Below are 15,951 nucleotides of genomic sequence, written 5' to 3'. Positions count from 1 at the left end.
TGTCCGGTGCTGTTCGTCTGGAAGGACTATGAGTGTGCAGGATGCCGACGCAAAGATCGTTCGCCTTGAACCAAGACCAAATCTTCCCCACGGCGCGTTGCGCGATGCGTCGCGGCCGTTGGAACTGTGGGCTGGGCTGGAATGCAGCCACGTCACGATCGACGGCGCCATCCGTGACCAGTTGCATGAAACCGGGCATCTGATCCGCGACGACGACCTTGACCGGATCGCGGACCTGGGAATCCGCACCATCCGTTACCCGCTGCTTTGGGCCCATGCCGAAGGGGGCGGACCGACCCTTGCCGATCATGGGCGACGGTTGGCGCGGCTGGAGGCGCTGGGGATCACGCCCATCGCAGGCTTTCTGCATCACGGTGCCGGGCCAGATGGCCTGCTGCCGACCGATCCCGGATTTGCCGAGCGGCTGGCCGATTTTGCCGAAACGGTGGTTCGGCGCTTTCCGTCATTGCGCCATTTCACCCCGATCAACGAACCGGTAACGACAGCGCGCATCGCCTGCCTTTACGGGCAGTGGGAGCCACATGCCCGCGACACGCCGACGTTCCTGCGCCATGTCGCCGGCTACGCGACGGCAACCGCCGAGGTGATGCGCCGCATCCGTGACCTGCGGCCGGCGGCGATGCTGATCCAGACCGAGGATGTGGGTCGCGTCTTTGCGACGGAGGCGCTGGCGGAGCAGGCGGCCTACGAGAACGAGCGGCGGTTTCTGGGCTTTGACCTCCTGTGCGGCCGGGTCGGCCAGGGGCATCCGTTCTGGACCGAACTGGTTGATGCGGGCGTTGCGGTTGACACTCTGGCTGCGCTGGCCGCCGCGCCTTGCCCGCCAGACATCATGGGTATCGACCAGTATCTGACCAGCGATCGGTTCCTCGATCACCGCTTGGAGCGTTATCCGCACGAGCCGGTGGGAGGCAACGGGCGGCAGGCCTATGTCGATGTGGCTGCGGTGCGCGTCCCGGAATTGCAGCCGCAGGTCGGCCTCTTGGCGCGGCTGCGCGAGGTCAAGGCCCGGTATGGCCTGCCCATCGCCGTGACCGAGGTGCACAACGGCTGCACGCGAGAGGAGCAGTTGCGCTGGCTGATGGAGGCGTGGCAGGCAGCGACGGCGGCGCGGCAGGACGGCATCGACGTACGCGCGATCACGGTGTGGTCACTGTTTGGCACCTATGACTGGAATTCGATGCTACGCGAGCGCAGGGGCTTTTACGAAAGCGGTGCGTTTGACGTACGCCACGATCCGCCGCATCCGACGGTGATCGCGAAGGCTGCGGCTTCGCTTGCGCGCCACGGACGCTTTGACCACCCGCTGCTTGCCCGCGCCGGGTGGTGGCGTGACTGTGCGAGCGATCCGGTGGCGCTGCTACGGGTCGAGGGGCCAATCAAGGTGCTGGACCCTGTGCTGGCCTGTTGCGCCAGACGCCGGATCGACACGCTGGCACCGGGGGGTGGGGCTACGCGGCCAGAGGTGCCGGAATGGGGCGCCCTGACCCTGTCGGTCGAGGGCGAGGTCTGCCGGTTTTCGTTTCATTCGACAGGCGCGACGGATGCCCTGCAGATCGACGCGGATATCGACGCTGACATGATTGCCGCGACGGATGCGGTTCTGGACTTGGCGGTTGACGGTTTGACCGGGCACTTCACGCTGACTGAGCTTGGGCCGCATTGCCAGTATCGCCTGTTGCCGGTCGATCTGTCGCAGGCGGATGAAATCGGGCCGCGTCGGAAGGAGCGCTACGCGCGTGGCGGTGGCTGAGAGGCTGCGCGCAACGCGCCGGGCGCCAGAAGCGCGCCACGGCTGCCGACCACGAAGGCTGACACGCGCTGGGCCTGACCAATTGCGGTTTCGGGGCTGGCACCCATCAGGCGGGCGGCAAGATAGGCGCCGTTGAAGCTGTCGCCCGCGCCGGTGGTGTCGATCACGCGCGGCGCCGCTGTCACCGGGCAGGCACCTTGTTGATCGGCGGCGCGCCACAGGGTTGGCCGCGCGCCGTCCTTGACGACGGTCTCGGCGACCCCGAGGCGGGCATAGCGGTCGCGGGTGGTGGCGGGATCGGGGTCGGCGAAGGCCAGCGCCTCGTCCTCGTGCGTGGGCAGCAGGATGTCGGCGGAACGCGCGGCGAGGTCGATGGCGGCCCGTGCGGTATCCATCGCTTCCCACAGACGCGGCCGCAGGTTGGGATCGAATGCCACGGTGAAGCGGCGGTTTCCCCGCGCGCCCAAGGCGGACATCAGATGCGCGCGGCTGGCGGGCGGCAGGATGGCCAAGGTGATGCCGGACAGATAGACGAGGTCGGCGTTGGCAAGGGCCGAGGCCAGCAGCGCCGGATCGTCGGCAAGCCGGCGGGCGGCACTGTCCGAGCGCCAGTAGGAAAAGCTGCGTTCACCTGTGGCGTCGGTCTGGATCGTGTAAAGCCCGACCGTGCGCATGGCATCGCGCTGGATAAGGGCGGTTGCGATCCCGGCCGTTTGTAGCATCGCGACCATCGCATCCGACAGGGCATCGGTGCCGACCCGCGTCAGATACGCGACCTCTGCCTCGGCGGGCAGTAAGGCGCGCAAGGCCCATGCGACATTCAGGCTGTCGCCGGCAAAGCCCTGCTGCCACAGGCCGTCATCGCGGCGGGCGAATTCGACCATGCATTCGCCGATGCAGACCACGCGCATGAACCGCCCCTTCCCTCGCCGCACAGGCCGCGGGCGCAGGCTAGGCGGGTTCGAGCGGCGGGGGCAAGCCGTTTTGATCGTGGCTGGCGGAGGTTCCCTTGCCTTGGCGCGCGCGCGCCTATCTGATGGGGCAAGGGGTCGGCCCCGGAACCGGAGGCCGCCGACAGCACGCCGCACAGCAAGGAAGATGAAGATGCAGTATCGCCGCTTGGGTAAATCGGGCCTTCAGGTCAGCGCCTTTTCGTTCGGGTCATGGGTGACCTTCGCCAAACAGGTGGATATTGCCCCCGCCAAGGACATGATGGCCGCCGCCTATGACGCGGGGATCAACTTCTTCGATAACGCGGAAGGCTACGAACAGGGCCGGTCGGAACTGGTGATGGGGCAGGCGATAGAAGAGCTTGGCTGGAGCCGCGACAGTTTTGCGGTGTCGTCGAAGGTGTTCTGGGGCGGGCCGAAGCCGACGCAGCGCGGGCTGTCGGCCAAGCATGTCACCGACGCCTGCCATGCGGCGCTGAAACGGTTGCGGGTGGAATACCTGGATCTGTATTTCTGCCACCGCCCGGACGTCGACACCCCGATCGAGGAAACGGTGCGGGCCATGCACCACCTGATCGCGCAGGGTAAAGTGCTGTATTGGGGAACGTCGGAATGGTCGGCGCAGCAGATCACCGAAGCGCATGCGGTTGCGGCGCGCTGGGGCCTGACGCCACCGACGATGGAGCAGCCGCAATACAACCTGTTCGAGCGGGAAAAGGTCGAGGGCGATTATGCGCCGCTTTATGACACCTTCGGTCTGGGCACGACGATCTGGTCGCCCTTGGCGTCGGGACTGCTGACCGGGAAATACAGCGACGGCATCCCGCAGGATGCGCGCGCGAACCTGCCCGGCTACGAATGGCTGCGTGACAAGTTCACCAGCGACGAAGGCCGCGCCCGGATTGCCAAGGTGCGCGATCTCGCGGCGGTTGCGACCCGGCTTGAGATGCCGATCCATCACCTAGCGCTGGCGTGGTGCCTGACGAACCCGCGGGTTTCGACGGTTATCCTTGGGGCGTCGCGGTTGTCGCAGCTGACCGACAACCTTGCCGCGCTGGACCGGGTGGGCGATCTGACGCCAGAGGTTCTGGCCGAGATCGACGGCATCCTTGGCAACCGCCCGCCGGCACCGCAGCGGTTCTGATCGGGGCTGCCCGCGCCGGCTGCAAATCCGGTGCGGGTGCCCGACTGACGCGATGGCGGTTGTACGCCGGGCGGCGATCTGGTGATCTGGTCGGGCAGATGCGTAGGCGGGATTGTCCCGGCTGCGTGGGTGCGAACCGGGCAGTGGCGTGCAGATGACCAGAGATGACACCGCCAAGGATACCGCAGGTGACAAGGCGCTGACCGGCCTTTCCAGCGACGAGGCGCTGCGGCGGCTGGCGCTGGACGGGCCGAACGAACTGCCGCGCGGCGATCATCGCACCGGGCCGCGCATCCTTTTTGACGTGGTCAAGGAGCCGATGCTTGCGCTTTTGCTGGCAAGTGGGGCGATCTATGCGGTGCTGGGCGAGACGACTGATGCCGCCGTGCTGGCCGGGTTTGCCTGCCTGTCGGTGGTTATAACGCTGGTGCAGGAACTGCGCAGCGAGCGGGTCCTGGAGGCGCTGCGCGATCTGAGCAGCCCGCGGGCCTTGGTCATCCGGGATGGTGCGCGCCAGCGCATTGCGGGGCGCGAGGTGGTGCGGGGCGATATCATCGTTCTGGCCGAGGGCGACCGGATACCGGCCGACGCACGGCTGTTGTCGGCGCAGGATTTGCAGGCCGACGAGTCCCTGCTGACGGGTGAAGCGGTTGCTGTTCGCAAGGTGGCAGCCGTCGGTGCCGAGGCGCAGGCGGGCCTTCCGGGCGGTGATGACTTGCCGCTGGTCTTTTCGGGCACGCTTGTGGTGCGCGGGAAAGGCATCGCCGAGGTCATGGCAACCGGGGCCGCGACCGAGATCGGCAAGATCGGGACGACGCTGGTGACGGTCAGGACCGAACCGCCGCGGCTTTATGCGCAGACCCGCCGCATCGTGCTGTTCCTTGCGGTGGTGGGGGGGCTGGTCAGCCTGCTGGTTGGCGGACTTTACGTGTATTTCAGGGGTGGCTGGCTTGACGGCCTTCTGGCGGGCATTGCCATCGGGATGTCGATGCTTCCCGAGGAGTTTCCGGTGGTCCTTGCCATTTTCATGGCGGTGGGGGCGTGGCGACTGTCGAAGGCGCGGGTGCTGACGCGCCGCGCGGCCGCGATCGAGGCCTTGGGGGCGGCGACGGTGCTGTGCACCGACAAGACCGGGACGCTGACGCTGAACCGCATGGCGATCCGGCAGGTTCGCTTGCAAGACGAGACGAGCTTTGCGGCGGACGGCGGGGCGCCGCCCGGACCGGGGTTTGCGACGGTGATCGGCTACGGACTTCTGGCGTCCGACCCGCAGCCGTTCGACCCGATGGAGCAGGCGTTCCATGACGTTCCGAAAGCGGTGGACCCGACGGCGGGGCTGACGCTGGAACGGACCTATGGTTTGCGCACCGATCTGCTGGCGATGTCGCAGGTCTGGCGGCGCGACGCGCCCTCACGCGACTGGGTGGTTGCCACAAAGGGTGCGCCCGAGGCGGTTGCCGAGCTGTGCCACTTGTCGGCTGATGACCGCAAGGCAGTGGCGCGGGCGGTGGACAGCATGGCAGCAGGCGGGTTGCGCGTGCTTGGCGTGGCCGGGGGCACGCTTTCGGACGGCGATCTGCCGGAACGGCCGGAGGATCTGCCGCTGACGTTTCTGGGGCTGGTCGGTCTGGCCGACCCCCTGCGCCCCTCGATTGCGCAGGCGGTTGCGGAGTGTCGGCGCGCCGGGATCAGGGTCAAGATGATAACGGGCGATTATCCGGTGACCGCCACGGCGATTGCCCGGGAGGCAGGTCTGGATGGCCGAAACCCCCTGACCGGCCGGGAACTGGACAGCCTTGACGACGCCGCCTTGCGCCAAAGGCTTTCGGAGGGCGACATCTTCGCCCGCATCATGCCCGAGCAGAAGCTTCGCATCGTGAACGCGCTGAAATCGTCCAACGAGGTCGTGGCAATGACCGGCGACGGCGTCAACGATGCGCCGGCATTGAAAAGCGCGCATATCGGCATTGCGATGGGTGGGCGTGGCACGGACGTGGCGCGCGAAGCCTCGGCGCTGGTGCTGCTGGATGACGATTTCGGGTCGATCGTCAGGGCCGTCCGGCTGGGCCGCAGGATCTATGACAACCTGCGCAAGGCGGTGAGCTTTGTCTTTGCCGTGCACCTGCCGATCGCGGGTCTGGCGATCCTGCCGCTGCTGTTCGGCTTTCCGATCATTCTGGGGCCGATACACATTGCCTTTCTGGAAATGGTGATCGACCCGGTCTGCACATTAGTCTTCGAAGCCGAGGACGAGGAAGACGACATAATGGACCGTCCGCCCCGCCACCCGGACGAGCGGCTGTTTTCTGCGGGCCTGGTCACGTGGAGCGTTACGCAAGGGCTGGTCGCGCTGGCTGCGGTGATCGGGATGCTGGTGTACGGGGCGCAGAAGGCGATGCCGGAGGAAGAGCTGCGCGCGCTGGTGTTCTTCACGCTGGTCATCACCATCATCGCGCTGATCCTTGTGAACCGGTCGTTCACATCGTCGCTGGGTGCGGCGCTTGGTCGGCCGAAGCCCGCGCTGCTGATCGTGCTGGCGGGAGTCGGCGGGATTCTAGCGACGGTGGTGCTGTGGCCTGTGGCGCAGGGCGTCTTCAGGTTCGGCCCGCTTCATGGCGACGATATCGTTCTGACGGCTGCGGCGGGGCTGGCGGTGCTGCTGGTGCTGGAACTGCTGAAGGGATTTTGGCGGGGGGCGCGCTTAACCGCTGCAAAGGTCGCGACGCAGGCGCGATGAGATGGGGGGAACCGCAGGCGGTCTGCGGCGGTAAGGAACGGACGGCGATCCGGCGACATTGAGCAACCTGTTGGCCCTTTGAACGGGCGTTTCCGAACCGGTGGTTTCAATGTTTGCATGGAATGGCATGACGGCCGGAACGCTGCGTTGCGCGGTGACACCGTGACCCGTTGGGAGGGCAGCTATTGCGGGCCTGCGCCTGTGCCCGCGACCTGATTTATGGGTGGAATCTTGACCATTGGGCGCTTGGCTTCCTGATCGTGCTGGCAATCTGGGCTGGGCGCGGGCGGGCTGGCGTTGCGGCGACTTTGGTGCTTGCCCTTGCATTCCTGTCACCGCTTTGCGCCCTGTCTTCGGCGCTGTCTTCGGCGCTGTTTTCCGCGCGTGTCGTTCATCACGTTCTGCTGGTGGCGGTGGCGGCACCGCTGCTGGCACTGGCGCGCCCGGCAAAAATGCCCAGTCCGGTCGGTCTGCCGTTTCTCTTGGCGACCGCCGCGCTGTGGCTGTGGCACCTGCCGAAGGCCTACGACGCGGCGTTGGATCATATGGCGATCTACTGGGCCATGCAGGCAAGCCTGCTGGGCTTTGCCTTTCTGTTCTGGCGGGCTGCGTTTTCGCTGCACGGTGGGCAGGGATCGGCTGGGTTTTTCTGGCCTATCTTGCGATGGGGCTGTTGGGCAGGTTGCTGGCTCGCCGCGCCTGACGCAGGATGGGAGAGGCCACGTGATGTGGGTCGATGCGCTGGTCCCGCATGCAAAGGCGCTGCATCTTGGATTCATGGCGGTCTGGGTGGCGGGGCTGATAGCACTGCCGCAGATGCTGGCGCGGCATGATCGTGCGATCGTGCAGGGCGAGTTCGCGCAGATCCGTCGCGCCACGCATTACGGCTATGTCTGGCTGATCACGCTGGCGGCTGTCCTGTAGTTTGCCAGCGGTGGCGCGCTGACCTTCATGCGTGAGGTGTTCACGGTATGGATCCTAGGAAGGCTGGTGCCGGTCGCGGGGCTTGTCGCGGCGCACGCATGGGTGGGCCACACCATCGTTGCCGTGGTCGAAACCGATGGCCAGCATGAACCGCCCGAGCCATTGGTGTCGACCGTCACCATTTCCGGTCTGGTCATCGGCACATCCGCTTCCTGAGCGTTGTTCTGGCCAAGCCAGAGCTTGAAGAACTGCCGATGCCGTCGTGGCTTCTGGCGCCACTGGGGCGTCAGTTGCCCTTCGATATTCCCAGCCGATAGTCGAATACGAGTTTTCCCCCATGCCAACCACGAAATGCGTCCAGGCCGCGGCGCGGATGCGGATGCCAGGGACCAATAACAACTCCATTGTGTCGCTGGCTCCGGCCAGAAGCCCAAAGAGGAAAGCTGTGCCCGCAGCCCAAAGCGCGGCCCAGGCCCAGCGGGTTTCGCCCGACCACCAGTAAAGCAGATCAGCGCCGAAGACACAGAACGTCAGCGCGACGGGGAAGGCGACCGACATCGCGTGGAGGGGGTGCCCCCAGATGGCCATTCGGCTTTCCGTCTGCTGGAAGGCGGGGTCATTGGCGATCGGGTCTTCGAAGGGGCTGACGTCCACGGCAGCTTGGGTCATTTTCTGAGGCATCGGACGCTCCTGCGTGGATTGGCTTTCGGTGTAACGCTTCAGCTCATGACGGGTTGCCAGGACCGCTTGTCGATCATGCACCCAGCAGGACCTGTGGCCCGGACGATTGCCGAAGTCTGGTGGATCATGCTGGTGGGTGCGGTGGTGATCTTCGGATTTGTGATGCTGCTTTTGGTCGTGGCGCTGCGTCGCGGTGCGGCACCTGCCGGGCAAGATGGCGAGCGCGGCTGGATGTGGGGGTTTGGCCTTGGGTTCCCCTTGGTGACGCTGGCTGCGTTGACCGTCTACGGGCTTCATGTGGGAGAACGCCTGCTGCCGCGCGACAGTGCCGATGTCGTCACCGTCCGGGCCGAGGCGCGGCAATGGGTCTGGTCCTTCGGCTATGCCGACCTGCCCGGATTCGCGACCGAGGGCGTGCTGCATATTCCGGCCGGACGCCCGGTGAACGTGGAGATCGCTAGCGTGGCCTGCGATCGGGCTGGGCGGTCTGGGGGCCCTTGCACTGGCTGGGGCATCAGCGTCGGTCATGATCGCGCGGCCCGAGCCGGCTGGCCATGCCTATGACGCGACGCTTTGGTTGCTGGCCGGGCATGTCGGGCTTCACGCTGCGCTGACCCTGATCATGCTTGGCTATCTATGGGCACGGGTGGCTTCGGGCTATGCCTCCTCGGGCCGCACTGGCGAGGCGCGGATCGTGGCGTTATGGGCCGATTTCACCGCAGCGACGGCGCTGGTGGCACTGGGCGCGGCATGGTTGCCGGGGGCGTTCAGATGAGCGAGGTCCTGCGTCTGTCACTGCCCATGACACTGTGGCTGGTCGGGTTCAGCGGGATCTAAGGGTTGCAGGGATTGTCGTGCTCGCGGCGCTGGCCGGTAGACCTGGATGCAGGTCTGGTTCTGATCGGTGCGGGGGCGGTCGTGGTGATTGCACAGGCGGTGCTGCTGATTGCCGTGCTGCGCGTGCCGTCGCGGTCGCGCTTTGTACAAGGCACAGCGGCCACGCTTGCGTTGGCCGCGCTGGTGGTGGGGTTGTGCACTATGGTGCCGCTGCTGGTCACCTCGGCGTGCCGGTAGTCCGGTGGATCGTCAGTCCGCCGGAGAAGGTTCTACCGGTGCCGGTTCGGTGGGCGTGGGTTCGGTGGGCGTGTCGGCGGGCGGTTCCTCAGGCGCGGTTTCGGCAGAAGCCGCGCCTTCCGTCGCCGGGGCCTGCGCTGCGGTACTGTCAGTTGCGACCCGGTCGGTTTCCACCGGCGCTTCGGTGACCCGTCCATCAGCAGCCGCAACGCGCCAGACGGTGTTGCCCGCATCATCGGCAATGAGGAGCGCGCCGGTCCCGTCAAGACCGAGCCCAACCGGACGACCGCGCACCTTTCCATCGACCAGAAAGTCGGTGACCACGTCCTGCAGCATTCCCTGCGGCGCGCCATTGGTGAACGGGACATATGAGACCTTGTAGCCATTGAACCTGTCGCGGTTCCAGCTGCCACGCTGGCCGACGAATGCGCCGTTGGCATAGGCGTCGGGCAAGGCCGATCCGTTGGTGAACACCAGCCCCAACGCCGCCACATGGCTGGACAGCGCGTAATCCGGCATGATCGCTGCCGCAACCAGATCCGGGCGCGAGGGGCGCACGCGTTCGTCGACGTGATTTCCGTAGTAGCTGTAGGGCCAGCCGTAAAAGCCATTCTCCTGTACCGAGGTCATAAAGTCAGGCACGAGGTTGGGGCCAAGTTCATCGCGTTCGTTGACGACGGTCCAGAGCGCGCCGTTTTCCGGATGGAACGTCAGGCCATTGGGGTTGCGCAGGCCCGACGCGTAAATCCTGAAAGCGCCAGTCGCACGGTCGATCTGCCAGATCGCGGCGCGGCCCTTTTCAGCCTCCATTCCGTTTTCGCCGGCGTTCGAGTTCGAGCCGACCGAAGCGTAGAGCATGGTGCCATCCGGGCTGAGCGCCAGATCCTTGGTCCAGTGGTGGTTAAGCGGCCCGCCCGGCAGCGGCGTCAGAAGCGTCGGCGTCGCCGAAATGGTCGTATCACCCAAGGCGTAGGGGTAGCTCAAAACGCCATCGGCAGCGGCGATGTAGAGCGTGTCGTCGATCCACGCCACGCCGAAAGGGGAATTGAGGTCGGTCAGAAGGTCGTGCCGTTCGTCTACGACGCCGTCCCGGTTTTCGTCACGCAAAAGGGTGATCAGGTTGCTGTCCTTTTCTGGACCGTCGCCGCCGCCTGCAGCAACGGCCATGATCCAGCCGCGGATGTAATCCTTGGGGCGGTACTTCGGCTTGCCCTCGGGTGCCCGCGACTGCACGACCAGCACGTCGCTATTGGGCAGTGTGTGGACGGTGCGTGGATTGACAAGGTCGGTGGCATAAGGCGTGATCACCAGCCCTTTGGGCACGGTCGGGGTCTGGCCGTCGGCCCAGCCAACCACTTCGCCTACGTTCACGCTCGGCAATAGGTTGATGAAGATCGGATCCGGCAGGACCGGGTCGGGGCCTATCTGGCTGCTGATGTCGAAATCGCCGGCGCTTTGAGCCCGGGCCAAATCGAGGGGTAGAACGATCGCTGACACGGCGACCCCGGACAGCAGAAATGCGCAGTGTATGATGCGGATGTGCGTCATTGGGAAATCTCCGATCAGGCGGCGTGGGCGCGGGCGCCACGACTCAATGCCGCCGAAGCCAGCATGAGCACGCAGGTCGCAACGGAAAGCCCAAGGCCCCACGGCACGATTGCGGTCCAGCCGTCGCCGGCGTGAACGAGGCTGTTGAGAAAGGCCGCCGCGAGCACCGCAGCATTCAAGGCCACGACGGTCCAGTGCGTGAGGCCACGGCCAATCACGAGGCCGATCAGCCAAAGCAGAACACCAAGCCCGCCCGAAACGAGACCTGCGAACAAAAGCCATGAGGAAAAGTCCCGCCACATGACGACTATCGTTTGCACGTAGGCCCAGTCGGTCAGCAGTGTCAGCGTGAAGAAAGCCGCTGCAAAATATGTCAGGGTGATCTGGCCGGGGACGGAGGCCTCGAAGGTACGGTGTCGATAGGTGGGTTGCAGCGGTGCCATCTGTCCACTTCCGTTAGGGGCATCAGTAGGCAAACGCCCTTGATGGGGCATGGTTCCGAAATCCGCAGCGGCAAACGGCGCTGTCTTCGGGGAACTTCCTTGACTGTGAGACAGCACCGGACTACCTAGCGGCGCGACGCGGGCGTTGTGTAATGGTAAGACCTTAGCCTTCCAAGCTAAAGACGCGGGTTCGATTCCCGCCGCCCGCTCCATCCCCGATCAAGCATCCAACTGCCCGGCAGAAGCACACGGCAGGCTTGGTTGTTGCCGGTTTCCAGTGTTGCCATTCCGGTGGTGGAATGGAGCGGTCTGCCGGGGAAGTAGGCGTTGTATGGCGATGAAGTCGCGGTGCACGGCGCGGAAGCTGGGGCCGCGCCCTTCCATGCCAAAATGCCTGAGCAGAAAGAGGCCGCGGGCTTCCCACCTCTTGCGTAACTTGCCGCCGGTTGCGTCTAGATGTTTTCTGCCTGTGGCATACCAAGGACATGGTAGCCGCCGTCGACATGCACAACCTCGCCCGTCGTACAGGCACCACCGGCCGAGCAGAGCCAGACGGCGGTGCCGCCGATTGCGTCCAGCGTCGCGTTGGCGCGAAGGGGGGCGTTGGCTTCGGTGTGGCGGTAGGTGGCGCGGGCGCCGCCGATCGCCGCACCGGCAAGGGTCTTCATCGGGCCTGGCGAGATCGCGTTGACGCGGATGCCCTGCGGGCCGAGATCGTTCGCCAGATAGCGCGTGGCGCTTTCGAGCGCGGCTTTCGCCACGCCCATCACGTTGTAGTTCGGCACCACCTTGTTCGAACCCTGGAACGTCAACGTGATGAGCGAGCCGCCGTCGGGCATCATCTCGGCCGCGCGGCGCGACACGTCGATGAAGGAAAAGCACGAAATCGTCAGCGAGTTCTGAAAGTTGGCGCGGCTGGTGTTGATGAAGCGGCCGGTAAGTTCGTTCTTGTCGGAAAACGCGATCGCGTGGATCAGGAAATCCAGCGTCCCCCAGCGCGATTTCAACGCACCGAAGCAGGCGTCAAGGCTGTCGTCGTTGGTGACATCGACATCGACGAGAAAGTCCGACCCGACCGAGGCTGCCAGGGGTTCGACCCGTTTTCCGAACGCCTCGCCCTGATAGCTGAACGCCAGTTCCGCGCCTTCGGCTGCGAGGGCGGAGGCAATGCCCCAGGCGATGGAACGTTCGTTCGCGACGCCCATGACAAGCCCGCGCTTGCCCTTCATCAGATCGGCCATGCTGGCGTCCTTATGCGAGATATTTCGACATGACGAGGGTAGCGTTGGTGCCGCCGAAGCCGAAGGAGTTGGACAGCACGCTGTCAAGCTGCACGCCTTCGCGAAGCGTCGTCACGATCTCGCCTGCGTCAAGCGCCGGGTCGGGGGTGATGACGTTGGCCGATGCGGCGATGAAGTTGCCATTCATCATGATCAGTGAATAAATCGCCTCCCACACGCCCGCGCCGCCAAGGCAGTGGCCGGTCAGCGATTTTGTCGAGGCGATGGGCGGTGTGGCGCCACGGCCAAAGACGCGGCGGATCGCCTCGACCTCGGTGATATCACCAACGACGGTCGAGGTGCCGTGCGAGTTGATGTAATCAACCTTGCGGTCTTTCGGCAGGGTGGAAAGTGCCAGCCGCATTGCCCGTTCGCCGCCTTCGCCCGAGGGGGCGACCATGTCGTAGCCGTCGGAGGTGGCGCCGTAGCCGGTAACCTCGCCGTAGATCTTGGCGCCGCGGGCGAGGGCGTGTTGTAGTTCCTCAAGCACCACGATGCCGCCGCCGCCAGCGATGACAAAGCCGTCGCGGTTGGCGTCATAGGTGCGCGAGGCGGTTTCGGGTGCATCGTTGTACTTTGAGGACATCGCCCCCATCGCATCGAAAAGGCAGGAAAGCGTCCAGTCCAGTTCCTCGCCGCCACCGGCAAAGACGATGTCCTGCTTGCCCATCTGGATAAGCTCGGTGCCGTTGCCGATGCAATGCGCCGAGGTGGAGCAGGCGGAGGTGATGGAATAGTTCACGCCACGGATCTTGAACGGGGTCGCAAGGCAGGCCGAAACGGTGGAGGACATGCCCTTGGTCACGCCGAACGGGCCGATGCGCTTTGGCGACCCGGTTTCGCGGACGATGTTGTGCGCCTTGAAAAACGATTTCGTCGAGGGGCCGCCGGAGCCGACGATGATGCCGGTGCGGTCGTTCGACACGTCAGCCTCGGAGAGGCCCGAGTCCTTTACCGCCTGGTCCATCGCGATGAAGGTGTAGGCGGCCCCATCGCCCATGAAGCGCAGGTCGCGCTTGTCGATGTTGTCTTCAAGGCTGATGTTCGGCGCGCCGTGGACGCGGCAGCGAAAGCCGTGTTCGGCATAGTCGGGCGCAAAGACGATACCGGACTTGCCGGCGCGGAGCGAGGCTTCGACCTCGGCCGCGTTGTTGCCGATTGACGAGACGATTCCGATCCCGGTGATGACGACGCGGCGCATGGGGCCTCCTCAAACTTGGTTGTGGACTGTTTAGGGCAGGCGGGGGGAGGGGGCAAGGAGGTTGGGGCTCATGGCATCAGCCAACTGTCCGGTAGCCGCGCTGAGCGATGATGTTGACGCAGGGGTCCGGAATCAAGGCGCTTGCGCCGCCGGACAGCGTCCGACCGCCCCCTCGGGCGGACGCTTAGCGATGTTAGCCTGCATAAATGGCGTCAGAGGGCTTGAACCATAAACTGCCTGAAGACGCCGGAGTTGCGTCCTCCCGGCGGTCAGACGCTGCCCTAAGTCCGGAACCAATCACGCCTCGCTGAGCGCGACCTTCATGTCTTTCACAAGGTAGATCACCTCACCATCCGCCTCTACCCGGCCATCGGCCACGCCCATCGTCAGGCGGCGGGTGGTCAGCGCCTTGGTGAAATCGACGAAGTACGTCAGCTTCTTGCGGTCGGGGCGGACCATGCCGGTCAGCTTGACCTCGCCCACGCCAAGAGCATAGCCGCGCCCCTGCCAGCCGCGCCAGCCGAGGTTGAAGCCGGTAAGCTGCCAAAGCCCGTCAAGGCCGAGGCAGCCGGGCATGATCGGGTTGCCGGGGAAGTGGCAAGCGAAGAACCACAGGTCGGGGTGGATGTCGAATTCGGCCACCACATGGCCCTTGCCGTGTTCGCCGCGGTCTTCGGAAATGTCGGTGATGCGGTCCATCATCAGCATCGGCGGCGCTGGAAGCTGCGCGTTTCCGGGGCCGAAAAGCTCGCCCCGCGAGCAGGCGAGCAGGGCCTCCTTGTCGAAACTGGTGGGGTAAGACGCCATGCCGTCAGGTCCTTCGATATGCCTTTCGCACTACCTAGCATCCGGCTGTGAAGGGTGGCAAGTCTGGCACCTCGGGAAGGACGAAAGGTACTGCGATGGCGGCACTGGGGCGGTTCATTACGGCCAGCGGCATGACCAACCTGGCCGATGGCATCGCGATGGTGGCCTGGGCCTGGATCGCGTCGCTTCTGACGCGCGACCCGCTACTGGTGGCGTTGATGCCCGTGGCGCTGCGGTTACCGTGGTTTCTACTGGCGCTGCCGGCGGGCGTGGTGACCGACCGGGTGGACCGGCGGCGGCTGATCGTGTGGATGGACGTGCTGCGCGGGCTGGCCTTTGCGGCGGCTGCGCTGGCGATCTGGTTGGCGCTGCCGCTGGCTCCTGCGCCGCAGGCGGGCGTGTCGTCGCCGGGGCTATACTGGGCCTTGGCGGTGGCGGCCTTTGCCGTGGGTGCCGCCGAGGTGTTTCGTGACAATGCCGCGCAGACCATGCTGCCCTCGCTGGTGCCACATGACCAGCTTGAGCGTGCGAACGGGCGGCTTTGGAGTGCCGAGTTGCTGACCAACGCGATGATCGGCCCGGCGGTGGGGGCGGTGCTTATCGCCGCTTGGCTGCCCTTGGCCTTCGGGGTGAACGCTTTGGCGTACGGGGCGGCGGTACTGCTTGTGGCGGGAATCTCTGGGCGGTTCAGGCCTGAACAGCGCGCGGTTCGCAACTGGAGGGCGGAACTGGGCGAGGGGCTGGCCTTTCTGCGTGGCAAGCCGTTGCTGCGCACGCTGGCTTGGACCACGGGGATCTGGAACCTGCTTTACCAGATGGTTGCGATCGGCGTGGTGCTGCACGCGCAGGAAAACCTGGGGCTATCGGCCGAGGCTTACGGTCTGACCCTTGCGGGCGGCGCAATCGGCGGAATCGCAGGCGCCCTCGCGGGGGAGCGTATTGCGAAAACCTTCGGTCCGGCGCGAACCATGCCGCTGGCATTGTCGATATCCGCGCCATGCTTTGCCGCGATTGCGCTGGCTCCGGGGCCGGTGACCTTGGGCTTGTGCTTCGCCGCGATGCAGTTTTCGGGCTATGTCTGGGACATCGTCTCGGTCAGCACGCGCCAGCGGATGATCCCCGATCCGCTTCGGGGGCGGGTGAACAGCCTCTATCGGCTTTTGGCATGGGGCATGATGCCCTTGGGGTTGGTCCTTTCAGGATTGACCGTCAGTCTGGCCGAAACGGTTCTGCCCCGTGCGGCGGCGCTGACGCTGCCGTTCTGGCTGGCTGCGGTTGGCGCGGCCGTGCTGACGCTGGCAGTCTGGCGCCCGATCCGGCGGGGGTTCACGGCAAGCTGACTGCGACCTGCGTTGAAACCGGTTGAAAATGGCGGGTTCAACGCCCTA

Annotated in this window: 15 protein-coding genes and 1 tRNA gene; 9 read left to right on the top strand and 7 right to left on the bottom strand. The window is 65.4% G+C overall.

Features of this window, described 5'->3' with window-relative positions; all coding sequences use genetic code 11:
* The first annotated feature begins 28 nt into the window (after window positions 1–28).
* Window positions 29–1,774: a family 1 glycosylhydrolase gene (locus ACROUL_RS17965; protein ID WP_431300803.1), complete on the top strand. Its 1,746-nt coding sequence runs from the start codon at window positions 29–31 to the stop codon at window positions 1,772–1,774.
* On the opposite strand, the gene ACROUL_RS17960 is transcribed toward ACROUL_RS17965, so the two are convergent.
* Window positions 1,753–2,685 carry a sugar kinase gene (locus tag ACROUL_RS17960; protein WP_431300802.1) on the bottom strand — a complete coding sequence of 311 codons (933 nt, stop codon included), beginning with the start codon at window positions 2,683–2,685 and terminating at the stop codon, window positions 1,753–1,755. The two genes, ACROUL_RS17965 and ACROUL_RS17960, sit on opposite strands and share 22 nt — an antisense overlap.
* A 193-nt stretch (window positions 2,686–2,878) precedes the next feature.
* Between ACROUL_RS17960 and ACROUL_RS17955 the strand changes: the two genes are divergently transcribed.
* The 3 genes from ACROUL_RS17955 to ACROUL_RS17945 all read left to right on the top strand — a co-directional run bounded on the left by ACROUL_RS17955 (window position 2,879) and on the right by ACROUL_RS17945 (window position 7,529).
* The gene (locus tag ACROUL_RS17955) at window positions 2,879–3,868 is read left to right on the top strand and encodes a potassium channel beta subunit family protein (protein ID WP_431300801.1); all 990 of its coding nucleotides are present in this window, start codon (window positions 2,879–2,881) and stop codon (window positions 3,866–3,868) included.
* Between the two features lie 154 nt (window positions 3,869–4,022).
* Entirely contained in the window at window positions 4,023–6,605 is a 2,583-nt protein-coding gene (locus tag ACROUL_RS17950; protein WP_431300800.1) for a cation-translocating P-type ATPase, read from the top strand.
* A gap of 723 nt (window positions 6,606–7,328) precedes the next feature.
* Window positions 7,329–7,529 (top strand): hypothetical protein, encoded by a 201-nt coding sequence (locus ACROUL_RS17945; RefSeq protein ID WP_431300799.1) that lies wholly within the window; start codon window positions 7,329–7,331, stop codon window positions 7,527–7,529.
* A 54-nt stretch (window positions 7,530–7,583) separates the two neighbouring features.
* Here ACROUL_RS17945 and ACROUL_RS17940 read toward each other — a convergent pair whose 3' ends face one another.
* Window positions 7,584–8,210: a DUF2231 domain-containing protein gene (locus ACROUL_RS17940; protein ID WP_431300798.1), complete on the bottom strand. Its 627-nt coding sequence runs from the start codon at window positions 8,208–8,210 to the stop codon at window positions 7,584–7,586.
* 75 nt (window positions 8,211–8,285) lie between these two features.
* On the opposite strand from ACROUL_RS17940, the gene ACROUL_RS17935 reads away from it, so the two are divergent.
* The 3 genes from ACROUL_RS17935 (at window position 8,286) to ACROUL_RS17925 (ending at window position 9,284) form a co-directional block, all read left to right on the top strand.
* Entirely contained in the window at window positions 8,286–8,774 is a 489-nt protein-coding gene (locus tag ACROUL_RS17935; RefSeq protein WP_431300797.1) for a hypothetical protein, read from the top strand.
* A complete protein-coding gene (locus tag ACROUL_RS17930) occupies window positions 8,737–8,985 on the top strand; it encodes a hypothetical protein (protein ID WP_431300796.1) in 249 nt (82 codons plus the stop codon). Before ACROUL_RS17935 ends, ACROUL_RS17930 begins: the two co-directional genes overlap by 38 nt.
* Before the next feature lie 65 nt (window positions 8,986–9,050).
* A complete protein-coding gene (locus ACROUL_RS17925) occupies window positions 9,051–9,284 on the top strand; it encodes a hypothetical protein (RefSeq protein WP_431300795.1) in 234 nt (77 codons plus the stop codon).
* A 12-nt stretch (window positions 9,285–9,296) separates the two neighbouring features.
* Here the strand turns inward: ACROUL_RS17925 and ACROUL_RS17920 are convergent, their stop codons facing one another.
* Both ACROUL_RS17920 and ACROUL_RS17915 read right to left on the bottom strand, forming a co-directional pair.
* The gene (locus tag ACROUL_RS17920; protein ID WP_431300794.1) at window positions 9,297–10,832 is read right to left on the bottom strand and encodes a PQQ-dependent sugar dehydrogenase; all 1,536 of its coding nucleotides are present in this window, start codon (window positions 10,830–10,832) and stop codon (window positions 9,297–9,299) included.
* A 14-nt stretch (window positions 10,833–10,846) separates the two neighbouring features.
* Window positions 10,847–11,275, bottom strand: coding sequence for a DUF2231 domain-containing protein (locus ACROUL_RS17915; RefSeq protein ID WP_431300793.1), 429 nt, complete (start codon window positions 11,273–11,275; stop codon window positions 10,847–10,849).
* A gap of 138 nt (window positions 11,276–11,413) precedes the next feature.
* On the opposite strand from ACROUL_RS17915, the gene ACROUL_RS17910 reads away from it, so the two are divergent.
* Window positions 11,414–11,487, top strand: a tRNA-Gly gene (locus ACROUL_RS17910).
* A 240-nt stretch (window positions 11,488–11,727) separates the two neighbouring features.
* Here ACROUL_RS17910 and ACROUL_RS17905 read toward each other — a convergent pair.
* The 3 genes from ACROUL_RS17905 to fabA all read right to left on the bottom strand — a co-directional run bounded on the left by ACROUL_RS17905 (window position 11,728) and on the right by fabA (window position 14,563).
* Complete coding sequence (locus ACROUL_RS17905) at window positions 11,728–12,516, bottom strand: enoyl-ACP reductase FabI (protein WP_431300792.1); 789 nt, start codon at window positions 12,514–12,516, stop codon at window positions 11,728–11,730.
* 10 nt (window positions 12,517–12,526) lie between these two features.
* Window positions 12,527–13,756, bottom strand: coding sequence for a beta-ketoacyl-ACP synthase I (gene fabB / locus ACROUL_RS17900; RefSeq protein ID WP_431300791.1), 1,230 nt, complete (start codon window positions 13,754–13,756; stop codon window positions 12,527–12,529).
* 297 nt (window positions 13,757–14,053) lie between these two features.
* Window positions 14,054–14,563 carry a bifunctional 3-hydroxydecanoyl-ACP dehydratase/trans-2-decenoyl-ACP isomerase gene (gene fabA / locus ACROUL_RS17895; protein WP_431300790.1) on the bottom strand — a complete coding sequence of 170 codons (510 nt, stop codon included), beginning with the start codon at window positions 14,561–14,563 and terminating at the stop codon, window positions 14,054–14,056.
* Between the two features lie 95 nt (window positions 14,564–14,658).
* Here fabA and ACROUL_RS17890 point away from each other — a divergent pair, with 95 nt between their 5' ends.
* Window positions 14,659–15,903 carry an MFS transporter gene (locus ACROUL_RS17890; protein WP_431300789.1) on the top strand — a complete coding sequence of 415 codons (1,245 nt, stop codon included), beginning with the start codon at window positions 14,659–14,661 and terminating at the stop codon, window positions 15,901–15,903.
* The last annotated feature ends 48 nt before the right edge of the window (window positions 15,904–15,951 follow it).

Source organism: Tabrizicola sp. BL-A-41-H6, from assembly GCF_050632395.1.
Classification (GTDB): Bacteria; Pseudomonadota; Alphaproteobacteria; order Rhodobacterales; family Rhodobacteraceae; genus JAUYQR01.
Note: the sequence above shows the minus strand (reverse complement) of the source record. Positions and strands in the feature narration are given on the sequence as shown.